This is a genomic window from Chromobacterium haemolyticum (assembly GCF_002081825.1).
GTDB lineage: Bacteria > Pseudomonadota > Gammaproteobacteria > Burkholderiales > Chromobacteriaceae > Chromobacterium > Chromobacterium fluminis.
Map to the genome: position 1 here is coordinate 44,846 of NZ_MUKU01000010.1, position 13,842 is coordinate 58,687.

Here is a 13,842-nt window from a genome sequence, read left to right on the forward strand (position 1 = left end):
GGTAGAGAAGCCCAAAGGCTAAGGATTTATGCGGTTTAATCGGGTTTGCAATGTTTTGCAATATATCGGTTCGTGGCCTCTTACCGGCACCACAATCCCGCTTCTGAACTGCAACTAGCCCGCTGACGCGGGCTTTTTGCATTTCCGACGGCCACAAGTTGTTGGTTTCTTCATTCCTGCCTGTTTCATTTCTGTCGGTGCGTTTTGAAAACCTGGCTGCGGATGCCGTCGCGACGGCTGGTGATTGCATGTCGATTATGATATAAGCATTTTATCGGTGGGCGCGTTGAATTCGCTCCCTTACCCGCGCCGCGGACGGCTTGAGAATGCGGCTGGGCTGAAATATATTGTGAACGTCTGTTATGACGAATGGACATGACGGTCTAGGCTGTCATCTAATGGAAAGCTACAGCAATTGTAGAGAGCAAACATGCTATCCAATTCCGTTGCTACTTTCAGCCTGTATTCGGATTTATATGCCCGGTTTCGTCCGGCTTATCCGGAGGCCTTGTATCAGTGGTTGTTGCCGCAGTGTCCCGAGCGTGAACGGGCCTGGGACTGCGCGACCGGCAACGGCCAGACCGCGGTGAGGCTGGGGGAGAGCTTCGCGCGGGTAGACGCCACCGATATCAGCTCCGCGCAACTGGGCCAGGCCGAGGCGCATAATCAGGTGTATTACCGGGAGTGTCCGGCCGAGGTCACGCCCTTTGACGACGCCGCTTTCGATCTGATCACGGTGTCGCAGGCGTTGCACTGGTTTCATTTCCCGTCGTTTTGGCCGGAGGTGGGAAGAGTGCTCAAGCCGGGCGGAGTATTCGCCGCCTGGGGCTATCATCTATGCCGGGTTTCCCCTGAGGTGGACCGCGCCGCGGCGATTTTGACTTCCATCATCGAGCCGTTCTGGTCCAGCCGCTGCCAGATTCTGTGGGACGGCTACAGCACGGCGGGCTGCCCGCTGCCTACGCTTGAAACGCCGGAGTTGGCGATTGGGTGCGATTGGACGCTGGAGCAATATCTAGGGTTTCTCAACACGCTTTCCGCCAGCAAGCTGTGCAAGCAGACTTTGGGTGAACATGTGCTGGACGATGCCTCCGGCCGCATCGCCCGCGCTTGGGGCGATGGCGGGCAAGCACGCCAAGTCAGTATGCCGTTAAGTCTGCTGGTGGCACGGCGTCCAGTGTAAAGCCGTTCACGGTTTCGCGAGCAAGAGGGGGCAAGGCGAAAACAGCTGAAAGCGGAATGTTCAAGCGGCGCATGAGCATTTCGAAGTTGTTTTCAACCCCTTGTCTAACTATTCCGCCGCAGCGTGGCAGGCTTTGAACAGGTTCTTAGCGCCGCTTGTCGTATTCCGCTTGTAGATCGGACAGCAGGATGTTGAGCGCGTCCGACGAGCGCAGCAGCTCGATCAAGGACACCGCCAGCGAGCAGATCATGCACAGCAAGCTGATGCCGAAAGTCAGTTCCCCCCAGGCTTGCCAGCCGGTATAGACCTGAAACATCGCCACGGTGCATAGAAACAGGCTGGCAATGCCCAGGCATTGCATCCATTTGATCAAGGTGATGCGAGTGCGCAAATTGCCGATCTGGCGCAGGATCTTTGGATCCTGGCTGTCGCGGTACTCCTCATACAGGTTGCGAATGATGCCGGCCAGGCCGAGAAAGCGGTTGGTATAAGCCAGCAGCAGCAGGGAGATGGCGGGAAACAGCAGGGCGGGCGTGGTCAGGGTCAGCGCGGAATGCATCAGGCGTTCTCATCAATCAGGACATCAATGCCGTTGTCGGTGGCGTCGAACAGTTCGATTACGTCCGGGTTTTTCATGCGGACGCAGCCGAGGGAGCTGGGGGTGCCCCAGGGCACATGATCCCCGGCACCGTGAATGTAAATGGCTCGATTATAGCTGTCTACCTCGCCGCCTTGGTTCTTTCCCGGCTCTTCGCCGCACAGCCACAGGATGCGGGTGAGGATCCAGTCCTTGTTCGGGTACTGAGCGTGCAGTTCCGACGTGTACTTCCAGGGCGTCACTTTACGGCGAAAAATAATGGTGTTGGCCTCTACGCCGGCGCCGATGCGCTCGCAGACCCGGTGCCAGCCGCGCGGCGTCTGGTAGCTGCCGCTAACTTCTCCCACGCCGTTGCGCGCGGTGGATACTTGGTATTCGCGCTGCAGCAGTCCCCAGCCGTCGTAACGGCGCAGGGTCTGGCTGCGCACGCCAACCAGAATCCATGGCGTGCCGTAATGGCGAGGATTGGGGTGGGTGTCCAGCAAGGGCGCGACGGTTTGCTGGCTAGCGGCGAAGGCAGCCGCCGCCAGCGGATCCATTATTAGCGAGGCGTCATCTTCCATGTCCACGGCGAAAGCGGACGCGCTCAGGGATAGGGCGAGCATCAGTCGCAGCATGGCATCAGCCTTTCCGACGGGTTTGGAAAAACGCCGTCAACGGTTGCGCGCAGGCGTCCGCTTGCTGTTTGCCGAACACCGCGGCGTGATGATTGAGACGGCTGTCGGCGAAAACGTCCAGCACGCTGCCGGCGGTGCCGGTCTTGGCGTCGGGCGCGCCGTAAATCACGCGAGCGATGCGAGCGTGCATGATGGCACCGCTGCACATCAGGCAAGGTTCCAGCGTCACGTATAGATCGCAGCCGTCCAGGCGGTAATTGCCCAACAGGCCGGCCGCGTCGCGCATGGCCATGATTTCGGCGTGGGCGCTGGGGTCGTGTCGGCCTATAGGTTGATTGTAGCCGCGTCCAATCACTTCGCCTTGTCGGACAACCACTGCGCCCACCGGAATCTCGCCTTCCAGGCCGGCTTGGGCGGCCAGTTCCAGGGCTTGGGTCAGATGGCGGGCGATTTCGGAGTCGGACGGCGGGGCGGCCACGGGTGGGTGCGCGGCGAGCTGTCGCAGCAAGGCGTCTTTAGCCTCGTCCTCAAGCTGGTTCCAATGAATGCCGCGGCAGGCGGCTTCCAGCGCGAACAGCAGTTTGCGGGTGGCGGTGCGTCCGAGGCTTTTCAATTGCAAGAAAGCCAGGACGGAGCCGCGTTGTCGCAGGGCGTCTGTGTCGATAATGCCGATTTCGGCGAGCCAGGCGATGGCCGCGGGCGGCAGAGGAGGCGAGGCCAGCGGCGAGCTGCTCGCGATGGTTTCTGCGGGCGGGACGGGTTTGTCTTGCATGATGTCGATTTTAGCGTAAAGAAATCCCTTACACGGTCGATAGAATGTCATAACCATAGGTTTTTTCTTATATGTCCGTGATAAAGCCCTACTCAGCCTCTTATGCGCTCTCTCAGGCCAAGCGGCCTGCCGGCGGCGCGACGCAAGCTTCCGCCGCCGAGTCCGCGCAGGTCCGGGCTGCCGTCGAAAATCCCTCTCCCTGGCCGACTAGTCCGGCGCAACAGGCGCGTCAGCAGTTGCAATCCTCTTTGCAGCAAAGCTTGGGTAAATTCATGCAGCAATTGAAAGTGACTTTGCGGCCATTGCCCAAGCGTTCGCCCGAAGTGGATGGCATGCAAAAGGAGATGCTGAAGAAGAAGGTGGACATGCTGCTGAAGATGGCGCAGATGGCGGGCCGAGACAAGGCAAGCTTGAAAGCGTTGGCGGCGGAACTGGCTCGCGCGGTCAAGGAGTTGAAACAGTTAGTGGCCAGCATGACGCAAAACGCAGCCGATTCCATGATGTCGGTGAGCGTGGGCGGCGATGCGGCGGCGGCAAGCGCGGCCGCATCGGATGCGGCCGTGCCCGAGCCGGCGGACGCCGGCGGAGACGCGTCCGGGGCCGCGGCCCAGGTTCAGGCTCAAGCCGCCGCGGCGGAGGATGAGACGCGGCAGGCTAAGGACGGGGCGGGGGAAGCGTCCTCGGCCGCCGGCGCGCACGGCGACGCGGCTGTCGCCAACGGCGACAAGAACGCGGGAGGCGTGGCTCGCGACGATGGCGCCGCGCCGCGGACGAGGGGCGGCAATCCGCTTTCCGGCGGCAATCCGGTGGCGGGAGACCCTGTGATTCAGGACATCATGATGAAGCTGAAGCAGCTGCAAAACTGGCTCAAGCAGCAGACGCGCCAGCTGCAAGCGGATCAGGAACTCCGGAAGATGATCAAGGAGATGGACAAGGATATGGCCGGTATCGAGAAGATGCTGGCGACAGGGGAAATCGCGGAGAACGGAGAAATGGACGTCCAGGTCCACGTTGAGGCGGAGGCCGGCGCGGGCGTGAACGTCCAGGCTTGATCAGCGGTTGCGCCAGAGCCGGCGTCCCAGTTGCCACAGCGCCCATAGCCGCGCGCCGTTGCCAAGCCAGGATTGCAGTCGTCCGCCGGGTGGCAGCAGGCTGCCAAGCGTGGCCAGAATTTTGCCGAGGCCGCGCTGCCGGCTCCAGGCTTTCAGACCTTCCCCGGCTACGCCTAGAGGATGGCGCCGCAGAGTGCCCAATTCCAGGCGCAGTTTCACTCTGAGCGCTTCGCCCTTCATCACCAGCAACTGTTTCTTGATGGCGCGGTCCCTTGGGTTCACGGAGCGTCTCCTCCACCCAAGGCCGCCCAGTCCTTGCGCACTTCCTCCACAGTGGTGGCGAAGGCCGGTCCTTGGTCGCGAAGGCGTTGGCGCAGGCGTAAGCCCAGCCAGGCGCCGGCGCCGCAGAACAACAGCGCGCAGGCGGCGAGGACCCAGGCACGCTGAGCCGGCGGAGTCAGCGTCCAGACCAACAGTAGCCCGGCCGTCAGGCCTACGGCGATGAGAATCAGCGCCAGCATGCCGGTGAACAGGCTGCCGATGATGTCGTCTTTCAGCTCCTGGGCTTCAAGCGACAGCAACTCCGCTCGGGTCAGCAGTAGGGAAACCACCCCGCCGGCGAAGGAGCGCAGGCTGCCGGGACGGGGCGGGGGTTGGCGTTGCGGCATGCCTTAGCGGCGGGAAACCAGCATGCCCAGCAGGAAGGCGACGCCGGCGGCGATGCCGATCGATTTCCACGGGTTTTCATGCACGTATTGGTCTGTCGCCTTGGCGGCGACCTTGGCCTTGCCGACCACCACTTGTTCGGCGTCCAGCAACTTGGCCTTGGCCACTTTTAGTTTCTCGCTGACGCGCTGGCGGATTTCCTTGCTTTTCTGGCTGCCGTCGTCCAGCGAGGCGTCGATCAGCTCTTCGGTGCTGACCAGAACCTGGCGCACGTCATCCAGTAATTGTTCTTTTTCCTTGGCGATTGCAGCGGCATTGGACATAAAGATCTCCTGGTGAAAGTGAAATGGGAACTCCGCGAGGGCACGACTCTCGCGGTGCAGCAATCAAGCTGGCTACCATGAACCTATCAGGCTGGGCCAATGACGTCAAACACTGGATTTCACCGGTTTCGCCTGCGTCAAATCCGGCTGTAGGCTACGTTTTCCCAATGTGGAACGCGAGGCGCGCGGAAGCGGCTGGCTGCGAACAGGCCCACGCCGCCCATGGCCAGGCTGAACCAGGCTGAGACCCAAGGGCTCCAAGGGGCGGCGGCGATCAGCAGCAGCGGCGCGGCGCTAGCCCATAGCGAATAGGCGATGTTGTAGGTGACGGCGATGCCGGAGACGCGGATATCTGCGGGAAACAGACTGATCATCGCCGAGGGCACCACGCCGACGATGCCGCAGCACAGGCCTGCGACGGCGTAGGCGACGCCGGGCCAGCGCCAGCCGCCGATCAGGCTGGCGTAGAGCAGGCCGACGCCCACGGGCAGCAGCAGGCTGTAGAGGATCAGGCTGCGCAACGGGCCGACGCGGTCTGTGATACGGCCGGCGATCACGCAGCCGATGTTCAGAAACACGATGCCGAGGCTGCCTAGCGCGAAGGCGTCCTTGGCCGGCCAGGCGAAGTGTTGTTGCAGAAAAGTGGGCGTGACCACGACCGGGATCACTACGGCCGAGGTCAGCACGCAGGTCAGCAGCGCGGCCGGCAGTAGAGTGCTCCGGTGCGAGCGCAGCACTTCCAACAACGGGTAGGTGCGCTCCTGCCGCTGAGAGCGCAGGGACAGGAACACCGGCGTTTCATTCAGCCAGCGGCGAAGCCAGACGCCGAACAGGCCGAGCGGGCCGCCGAGCAGGAACGGGATCCGCCAGGCGTAGTCCTGCATTTGCTGAGGGCTGAAGACTTCGGCCAGCAGGGTGGCGGTCAGCGCGCCCAGCAGATAGCCCATGGTCAGGCCGGCTTGCAACAGGCCCAGCGCGTAGCCGCGATGGCGCGCCGGCGCGTGTTCGGCGACAAAGGTCCAGGCGCTGGGCACCTCGCCGCCCACCGCCGCGCCTTGCAGCAGCCGCAGGCATAAGAGCATCAGCGGCGCCAGATAGCCGATTTGGGCGTAGGTGGGCAGCAGGCCGATCAGCAGACAAGGGCCGGCCATCATCAGCATGCTGAGACTGAACATGCGCTTGCGACCCAGGCGGTCTGCAAAGTGAGCCATCAGCATGCCGCCCAGCGGGCGAGCCAGATAGCCAGTGGCGAAAATACCGAAGGTTTGCAGCAAGCGCAGCCATTCCGGCACCTGCGGCGGGAAGAACAGGTGGCTGAGCGTGGCCGCGAAGAAGGCGAAGACGATGAAGTCGTAGATTTCTAGCGCGCCGCCCAATGCGGCCAGTCCCAGGGTGCGGTAGTCGGTGCGTGAAAGTGCGGAGGCAGGCGTGGAGATGGCGTTCATGAGGGTTTTGGGATGGCGGCGGAGGAGAGGCTGGAGTCGGATTCAATGCGCGCCGACGGCGGCTAGTCGGGGGGCTCGGATCTGCTTAAGGCAATGCGAATATGGCGGTATGGCAAACATGCCGCCAGTTTAGCGCGTGTCGGGAAATGTGGCGATAGTCAATTGCATTTTAACGGCATAAATTAAGGCGGGCGCGGGCAAGAAAAAACCCCGGCGCCGGGCCGGGGTTGATAGAAGGGCGTTTATTCCCACTCAATCGTTGCCGGCGGCTTGCCCGACACGTCGTAGACCACGCGGTTGATGCCCTTTACCTCGTTGATGATGCGGTTGGACGCGCGGCCCAGCAGGCTGTATGGCAGCTCCGCCCAGTGGGCGGTCATGAAGTCGCTGGTGACCACGGCGCGCAGCGCGACGACGTAATCGTAAGTGCGGCCGTCGCCCATCACGCCCACCGATTTCACCGGCAGGAACACGGCGAAGGCCTGGCTGGTCAGCTCGTACCAGTTCTTGCCGGTCTTCTCGTCCACGGTATTGCGCAGTTCTTCGATGAAGATGGCGTCGGCCTGGCGCAGCAGGTCGGCGTATTCTTTCTTCACTTCGCCAAGGATGCGCACGCCCAGGCCCGGGCCCGGGAAGGGGTGGCGGTAGACCATGTCGTGCGGTAGACCGAGCGCGACGCCCAACTGGCGCACTTCGTCCTTGAACAGCTCGCGCAGCGGCTCCAGCAGCTTGAGGTTCATGTCTTCCGGCAGGCCGCCCACATTGTGGTGGCTCTTGATGGTGTGGGCTTTCTTGGTCTTGGCGCCGGCGGATTCGATCACATCCGGGTAGATGGTGCCTTGAGCCAGCCATTTGGCGTTGCTGAGTTTGCCGGATTCGCGGTCGAACACTTCGATGAATTCCGCGCCTATTATCTTGCGCTTCTTCTCCGGATCGCTCTCGCCGGCGAGCTTGCTCATGAAGTCGGCTTCCGCCTGCACGTGAACCACTTTCACGCCCAGGTTCTGCGCGAACATTTCCATCACCATCTTGCCTTCATTCAGGCGCAGCAGGCCGTGGTCGACAAAGACGCAGGTCAGTTGCGGACCGATGGCGCGATGGATTAGCGCAGCGGCTACCGAGGAGTCCACGCCGCCGGACAGTCCGAGGATGACTTCTTCATCGCCCACTTGTTCGCGGATCTTCTTCACCGCTTCGTCGATGTAGTTGGGCATGGTCCAGCTGGGCTTGCAGCCGGCTACGTGCAGCACGAAACGATGAATCATTTCGGTGCCGCGTTTGGTGTGGGTCACTTCCGGATGGAACTGCACGCCGTAGAGGCCGCGGCTTTCGTCAGCCATGGCTGCGATCGGGCAGGACGGGGTTTCGGCGATGAGGTTGAAGCCCGGCGGCAGGCCGGTGACCTTGTCGCCATGGCTCATCCAGACGTCGAGGTAGCCGTTGCCGGCGTCGTCCACCTGATCTTGCAGGCCTTCCAGCAGCTTGGAGTGGTGGCGAGCCTTGATCTGGGCGTAGCCGAACTCGCGCTTGTCGCCGGCTTCCACTTTGCCGCCGAAGGTCTGGGCCATGAACTGCATGCCGTAGCAGATGCCCAGCACGGGAACGCCAAGTTCGAACAGCGCCGGATCGGCCTGGTAGTCGGATTCGTACACCGAGTTCGGGCCGCCGGAGAGGATGATGGCTTTGGGCGCGAAGGCGCGGATTTCTTCCAGCGGCATGTCAAACGAATGAAGCTCACAGTAAACGTGAGCTTCGCGTACGCGGCGGGCAATCAGTTGGGTGACTTGAGAGCCGAAATCGAGAATGAGGACTTTGTCCATGCCTATCCTTCAGGAAATGTTGTGGGCCGTGCGGCCATGATGATTGAGATTGTGTCGCAGGAGACTGAGCGCGCGGCGGCCCAGGCCTGATTTCATTGTTCGCCGTCCCTCGACGGCAGCCGGAACCGGCGGCTGCGTTCCGGCACGTGCTCGCTGCGGGCCAGCAGCATCAGCAGGCCGGCGACGATCATGCCGAAGGACAGCAGATGGCTGGGGCGCAGGCCCAGATTGTCGTAGAGATAGATCGCGCCGCCGGCGTAGACCAGCAGCGGGCTGGTGACCAGGGTGGATTTGTTGAAACCGTCCACGACGAACAGCAAGACTCCGGCGGCGGCTAGGAGCAAGGCGAGCAGGGTGGATGTGTTGGGCAGCAGCGAGGTGCTTTTCAGGAACCAGACCGATCCCAGGCAAATCAGCACGATGGGCAAAGCCGCGCTGCGGTTCATCAGGCGGCTCCACGCTGGTTTTTCATGAAGCGCTGCTTCTCGCGCTGCCATTCGCGGTCTTTTTCCGTGTCGCGCTTGTCGTGCAGCTTCTTGCCTTTGGCCAGCCCCACTTCCACCTTGATGTTGCCGCGAGTGTAGTGCAGGTCCAGCGCCATCATGGTGTAGCCGGCGCGTTCCACCTTGCCGATGAAGCGGTTGATCTGCTCTTGGGACAGCAACAGTTTGCGCGGACGCACCGGATCGGCTTTGACGTGGGTGGACGCGGATTGCAGCGGCGTGATGTGGCAGCCGATCAGCCAGAACGCGCCGTTTTTCCAATCCACGTAGCTTTCCTTCAGTTGGACGCGGCCGGCGCGGATGGCCTTGACCTCCCAACCTTCCAGCACGAGCCCGGCTTCGAGCTTTTCCTCGATGAAGTAGTCGTGGAAGGCCTTGCGGTTCTGGATGATGCTCATGTCGCCTACGGGATGTTTTTTGAATGAATCCTCTATTGTATCAGAAGCGGGCCGCTTGCCAAAGCCATGAAAACACAGCGCTTTGGCGTGAAGCCGGGATGCGGCCGGGTAGGGCGCGCCGGATTTTGTTAAACTTGCGGTTTTTACCGATGCCGACGATTTCCCGGCCAGGGACGGGGCAGCGGAGACGATAAGCGAGCGATGGATGCAGGTGGTTGAAAAAAGCGTGTTGGTGGCGCATACGCCGGCGCAGATGTTTGCGCTGGTGGATGATATCGAGCATTACAGCCGGTTCCTGCCCTGGTGCGGCAAGGCCGAGGTGTTGTCGCGCGAGGGCGATCAGGTGGTGGCCAGCTTGCACATCGATTACCTGAAGGTGAAGCAGCACTTCACCACTCGCAACACCAATCAAGCGGGCGAGGCCATTCTGATGGAGTTGGTGGATGGTCCGTTCGAGCATTTGGAGGGGCGCTGGCGTTTCATGCCTCTGGGCGAGATCGGCTGCAAGGTGGAGTTCCGGCTCAGCTATCAGTTTTCCAGCAAGATACTGGAAATGATCATCGGCCCTGTGTTCGGACATATTTCAGGCACGCTGGTGGACGCCTTCATCAAGGAAGCGGACAAGGTGTACGGCGATGACTGAAGCTTTGCAGGTGGAAGTGGCGTTGGCGCTGTCAGAGCGTCAGGAACTGGTGGTTTTGCGGGTGGCGCCAGGCACAACGGCGCGTCAGGCGGTGGAGCTGTCCGGCTTGCTGGCGCGCCTCCCAGAATCGGCGGCGGAGAGTTTGAAGCTGGGTGTTTTCGGCAAGGCGGTCAAAGACGATGCGCCGCTGCGCGAGCACGACAGGGTGGAGATTTACCGACCCTTGATCGCCGACCCCAAGACGGTGCGGCGTCAACGCGCCGAGGCCGGAAAACAGACGAAAAAAGGCGGCGGAAGCTAGCCGCCGCCGAGAGGATGTCTAAACGCGGTTTATAGCTGCGGCGCCATCAGAGACGGCGGCTGCTCCTCCGCCGAGTGCACGCGGTTCTTGCCGTTGAGTTTGGCTTGATACATGGCTTGGTCGGCGCGTTCCAGCACGTCGGCCTCTTGCTCGCCCAAATGCCATTTGGCCACGCCGGCGCTGAAGGTGATCAGCAGGCGGTCGTTGTTGGCCAAGAAAAAGGTCTTGGTGAGTTCACGCTGCAGCCGCTGCACGGTGGCGACGGCTTCTTCTTCCGGCGTGTCCGGCATCAGGATCACGAATTCCTCACCGCCGAAGCGGGCGACGATGTCGGCCGGGCGCAGGCTGTGCTTGATGGTGTCCACCAGGTATTTCAAGGCGTCGTCGCCGGCCAGGTGGCCGTATTTGTCGTTCAGTTGCTTGAAGTTGTCCACGTCGAGCAGGGCGACCGATAGCGGCGCGCCAGTGCGCTCCGCGCGGCTGATTTCGCGCTGGAAATGCTCCGCCAGGCCGCGACGGTTGAAGGCGCCGGTCAACTGATCTTCGCGTACCTTGGCGCTGGCGGCCTCCAGCGCGGTCTCCAGTTCGGCGATTCTTTGTTCGGCGGCTTCCACCTGCTCCTTGGCGGACAACAGTTCGTCGCGGGAGCGGGTCAGGTCCAGTTGCATCAGCGAGGTGTCTTCCATTAGGGAGCCGATGATGCTGCCAAGCTCCTCGACGTTCTGCGACTGTTTGATGCGGGTGCTGTGGTCCTTGATCTTGTTCTGGAAGTCGTCGGTGCTGTCCGTCATCATCGCCAAGCGCGAGATGAAGCGGTCCAGCAAGGAGCGCAGCGAGCTGGCCGCCTCGTCCAGCGAGGTTTTCAGTTGGCCTTGCTTGCGGATTACGTCCTTGAGACTGGACTCCATTTGGTAGACTTGCTGCATGGACAGCGGCTCATGGCTGAGGATGTCCTGCAGCGAATGAACCTGGCCCACCAGGTAGATGTCCGTGTGGTTGAGCTCGGCGATGTTTTCCAGCAGCAGACGCAGCAGGTTGGTCATCGCCGACACCAAGCGGTCGTCTTGCTGCGATTGCAGCTCCAGCTTGATCATGAAGGCCCGCAGCTTGGGCATGTAGGCGTTGAGCGTGGCGTCATCGGCCACCTGATTCAGTTCGCCCAGCAAAGCCTCCAGCGCGTCCACCAATTCCGGATAGTTGATCAGGCGCGGCTCCAGGCCGTGCTTAAGCGCGAAGCTCAGCGTGCGTTGCCAGGCCAGCCAGCTGTCGCTGGGCGCGTCGGCGCCGTCTTCGTCGAGGCCGGCTGCCGGAACGGGAGGGTCGGAGCTTGCCGCGCCGTTGCTGTTGGACGGCGGCGCGGACTGAGTCCAGTTCTGGATCAGCGTGGCCAGTTTCTGGTTCAATTCGTCCGGTTGGTTGCCGTAATTGATCAGCACCCGTTCCAGCGTGGACTGCTTGTGGTGCTGCGGCATATTGGGCAGCCGCAGATCCCAGTTTCGGATCAGATTTTGGATCAGCGTGCCCCAACTATGCTGCTGCTGACTGGCGCTGAGAGAGGCGCGCAGAAAGTCGATGATCAGTTGTGGTGCTTGTTCCCAGCGATTTTCGTCGCAGACTTGCTTGAGGCGGGTAAGAGTGACTTTGGCCTGCACGCTTTCCTGGGGCAAAGTTTCCAGTGCGCGCAGCAACAACACGGCAAGCTTGTTGTCGCGATCGACCGGCGTTTGCGTCAGCTCGTGATAGACCCGCTCAAAGTTTTCCGGCGTCGGCAACAGCTTGCGCACCGTCAGCTGTTTGAGCGTTTCTCGTGCGACTTCGATGGGGTTTTGTGTTGTCATTGCCCAAACCTTGGACTTTTTTAGACCGGACGTCATTCTTGTTGTCTGTTCAGCTCTACAGTGCGGTCCGGGCGGATATTTAGCGAGGCGTTGGCTTCACCGGATCCAGCAATTGGAAAAATACTTCACCATTCCGAATCATGCCAAGTTCATTGCGGGCTCTCTCCTCAATGGCGTCCGTCCCCTGTTTCAAATCACGCACTTCCGCGTCCAGCGCGGCGTTGCGGGCCACCAGCTTTTGGGTGGTCGCCCGCTGTTCCTGTAGTTGCTTGTCCAGCTGCCAGACTCTGAGCCAGCTACCTTTTCCAAACCACAACGGCCATTGCAAGGCCAGTATTACTGTCACCAGAGTCAGGGTCAGCCAGCGCATACGATTACTTCAGGTGGTAAAAGGCAGCTTTGCCCGGGTAGTAGGCGGCGTCGCCCAGTTCTTCTTCGATGCGCAGCAACTGATTGTATTTTGCCATGCGGTCGGAGCGAGACAGCGAGCCGGTCTTGATCTGCATGCAGTTGGTGGCAACGGCCAGATCCGCGATGGTGCTGTCTTCGGTTTCGCCAGAGCGATGGCTCATAACGCTGGTATAGCGGGAACGCTTGGCGAGATCAACCGCTTTCAGCGTTTCCGACAGCGTGCCGATCTGGTTGACCTTGACCAGCAGCGAGTTGGCTAGGCCGCCTTCGATGCCCTTGGCCAGGATCTTGGGGTTGGTGACGAACAGGTCGTCGCCGACGATCTGCACGCGGGAGCCCAGGCGCTCGGTCAGCAGCTTCCAGCCGTCCCAGTCGTGCTCGCTCATGCCGTCTTCGATCGACAGGATCGGGTAGTTGTTGACCAGGGTTTCCAGGTAGTCGGTGAACTGCTCGGAAGTGAGCTGCAAGCCTTCGGCGGTCAGGTGGTACTTGCCGTCCTTGTAGAATTCGGAGGAGGCGCAGTCCAGCGCCAGCATCACGTCCTGGCCGGCCACGTAGCCGGCGGCGTCGATGGCTTCCAGGATCAGTTTGATCGCGTCTTCATGGCTATTCAGGTTGGGCGCGAAGCCGCCTTCGTCGCCCACGGTGGTGGCGTAGCCTTTTTGATCGCAAATCTTCTTCAGGCTGTGGAAGATTTCAGCGCCGCAGCGCAGCGCTTCGCGGAAGGTTTGCGCGCCCACCGGCATGATCATGAATTCCTGGATGTCCAGGGTGTTGTTGGCGTGGGCGCCGCCGTTGATCACATTCATCATCGGAACCGGCAGGGCCATCGGGCCTGCGCCGCCCAGATAGCGGTACAGCGGCAGGCCTGCGTCTTCGGCTGCGGCGCGGGCCACCGCCATGGACACGGCCAAGAGCGCGTTGGCGCCGAGGCGGGATTTGGTTTCGGTGCCGTCCAGCTCGATCAGGGTCTTGTCGATGAAGGCCTGGTCGCTGGCGTCGAGGCCGATGATGGCTTCGCAGATTTCGGTGTTGATGTTTTCCACCGCCTTCAACACGCCCTTGCCCAGATAGCGGCTTTTATCGCCGTCGCGCAGTTCCAGCGCTTCTTTTTCGCCGGTGGAGGCGCCGCTGGGCACCGCCGCGCGGCCCATGACGCCGGACTCCAGCAATACGTCTGCTTCCACGGTCGGATTGCCGCGCGAATCCAGAATCTCACGAGCTACCACATCGATGATCGAACTCATTTACATTTCCTTCAAAGGCTGGTTG

At 61.4% G+C, this 13,842-nt stretch carries 17 protein-coding genes; 4 read left to right on the forward strand and 13 right to left on the reverse strand.

The window, feature by feature from the left end; translation table 11 throughout:
- Window positions 1-430: 430 nt before the first annotated feature.
- Complete coding sequence (locus tag B0T39_RS09505; RefSeq protein ID WP_081546035.1) at window positions 431-1,183, forward strand: class I SAM-dependent methyltransferase; 753 nt, start codon at window positions 431-433, stop codon at window positions 1,181-1,183.
- A 145-nt stretch (window positions 1,184-1,328) separates the two neighbouring features.
- Here B0T39_RS09505 and B0T39_RS09510 read toward each other — a convergent pair whose 3' ends face one another.
- The 3 genes from B0T39_RS09510 to tadA are packed head-to-tail and all read right to left on the reverse strand — an operon-like array spanning window position 1,329 to window position 3,170.
- Entirely contained in the window at window positions 1,329-1,742 is a 414-nt protein-coding gene (locus B0T39_RS09510) for a DUF2721 domain-containing protein (RefSeq protein WP_019104308.1), read from the reverse strand.
- Entirely contained in the window at window positions 1,742-2,398 is a 657-nt protein-coding gene (locus B0T39_RS09515) for a L,D-transpeptidase (RefSeq protein ID WP_081546037.1), read from the reverse strand. The genes B0T39_RS09510 and B0T39_RS09515 overlap by 1 nt, the downstream gene beginning before the upstream one ends.
- 4 nt (window positions 2,399-2,402) lie before the next feature.
- Complete coding sequence (tadA, locus tag B0T39_RS09520; RefSeq protein ID WP_081546040.1) at window positions 2,403-3,170, reverse strand: tRNA adenosine(34) deaminase TadA; 768 nt, start codon at window positions 3,168-3,170, stop codon at window positions 2,403-2,405.
- Window positions 3,171-3,241: 71 nt separating this feature from the next.
- Here tadA and B0T39_RS25625 point away from each other — a divergent pair, with 71 nt between their 5' ends.
- Window positions 3,242-4,222, forward strand: a complete 981-nt coding sequence (locus tag B0T39_RS25625) for a hypothetical protein (RefSeq protein ID WP_176219530.1) — start codon at window positions 3,242-3,244, stop codon at window positions 4,220-4,222.
- On the opposite strand, the gene B0T39_RS09530 is transcribed toward B0T39_RS25625, so the two are convergent.
- The 7 genes from B0T39_RS09530 to smpB all read right to left on the reverse strand — a co-directional run bounded on the left by B0T39_RS09530 (window position 4,223) and on the right by smpB (window position 9,377).
- On the reverse strand, window positions 4,223-4,504 hold the full coding sequence (locus B0T39_RS09530) for a hypothetical protein (RefSeq protein WP_081546044.1): 282 nt from the start codon (window positions 4,502-4,504) through the stop codon (window positions 4,223-4,225).
- A complete protein-coding gene (locus tag B0T39_RS09535) occupies window positions 4,501-4,890 on the reverse strand; it encodes a phage holin family protein (RefSeq protein WP_081546046.1) in 390 nt (129 codons plus the stop codon). Before B0T39_RS09535 ends, B0T39_RS09530 begins: the two co-directional genes overlap by 4 nt.
- A 3-nt stretch (window positions 4,891-4,893) precedes the next feature.
- Complete coding sequence (locus tag B0T39_RS09540; protein ID WP_019103538.1) at window positions 4,894-5,211, reverse strand: DUF883 family protein; 318 nt, start codon at window positions 5,209-5,211, stop codon at window positions 4,894-4,896.
- 137 nt (window positions 5,212-5,348) lie between these two features.
- Window positions 5,349-6,656, reverse strand: coding sequence for an MFS transporter (locus B0T39_RS09545; RefSeq protein ID WP_081546048.1), 1,308 nt, complete (start codon window positions 6,654-6,656; stop codon window positions 5,349-5,351).
- Window positions 6,657-6,898: 242 nt separating this feature from the next.
- Window positions 6,899-8,482: a glutamine-hydrolyzing GMP synthase gene (guaA, locus tag B0T39_RS09550; RefSeq protein ID WP_141111161.1), complete on the reverse strand. Its 1,584-nt coding sequence runs from the start codon at window positions 8,480-8,482 to the stop codon at window positions 6,899-6,901.
- Window positions 8,483-8,568: 86 nt separating this feature from the next.
- The gene (locus B0T39_RS09555; protein WP_081546052.1) at window positions 8,569-8,922 is read right to left on the reverse strand and encodes a hypothetical protein; all 354 of its coding nucleotides are present in this window, start codon (window positions 8,920-8,922) and stop codon (window positions 8,569-8,571) included.
- Entirely contained in the window at window positions 8,922-9,377 is a 456-nt protein-coding gene (gene smpB, locus B0T39_RS09560) for an SsrA-binding protein SmpB (protein ID WP_081546054.1), read from the reverse strand. The genes B0T39_RS09555 and smpB overlap by 1 nt, the downstream gene beginning before the upstream one ends.
- Window positions 9,378-9,582: 205 nt before the next feature.
- On the opposite strand from smpB, the gene B0T39_RS09565 reads away from it, so the two are divergent.
- The gene (locus tag B0T39_RS09565; protein WP_081546056.1) at window positions 9,583-10,020 is read left to right on the forward strand and encodes a type II toxin-antitoxin system RatA family toxin; all 438 of its coding nucleotides are present in this window, start codon (window positions 9,583-9,585) and stop codon (window positions 10,018-10,020) included.
- Window positions 10,013-10,321 (forward strand): RnfH family protein, encoded by a 309-nt coding sequence (locus B0T39_RS09570; RefSeq protein WP_081546058.1) that lies wholly within the window; start codon window positions 10,013-10,015, stop codon window positions 10,319-10,321. Before B0T39_RS09565 ends, B0T39_RS09570 begins: the two co-directional genes overlap by 8 nt.
- Window positions 10,322-10,350: 29 nt before the next feature.
- Here B0T39_RS09570 and B0T39_RS09575 read toward each other — a convergent pair whose 3' ends face one another.
- From B0T39_RS09575 to eno, 3 genes are all read right to left on the reverse strand, one after another.
- Window positions 10,351-12,159, reverse strand: coding sequence for a GGDEF domain-containing protein (locus B0T39_RS09575; protein ID WP_081546060.1), 1,809 nt, complete (start codon window positions 12,157-12,159; stop codon window positions 10,351-10,353).
- A 79-nt stretch (window positions 12,160-12,238) separates the two neighbouring features.
- Window positions 12,239-12,529 (reverse strand): cell division protein FtsB, encoded by a 291-nt coding sequence (ftsB, locus tag B0T39_RS09580; protein ID WP_019103546.1) that lies wholly within the window; start codon window positions 12,527-12,529, stop codon window positions 12,239-12,241.
- A gap of 4 nt (window positions 12,530-12,533) precedes the next feature.
- On the reverse strand, window positions 12,534-13,817 hold the full coding sequence (gene eno, locus B0T39_RS09585; RefSeq protein ID WP_081546062.1) for a phosphopyruvate hydratase: 1,284 nt from the start codon (window positions 13,815-13,817) through the stop codon (window positions 12,534-12,536).
- Between the last annotated feature and the right edge of the window lie 25 nt (window positions 13,818-13,842).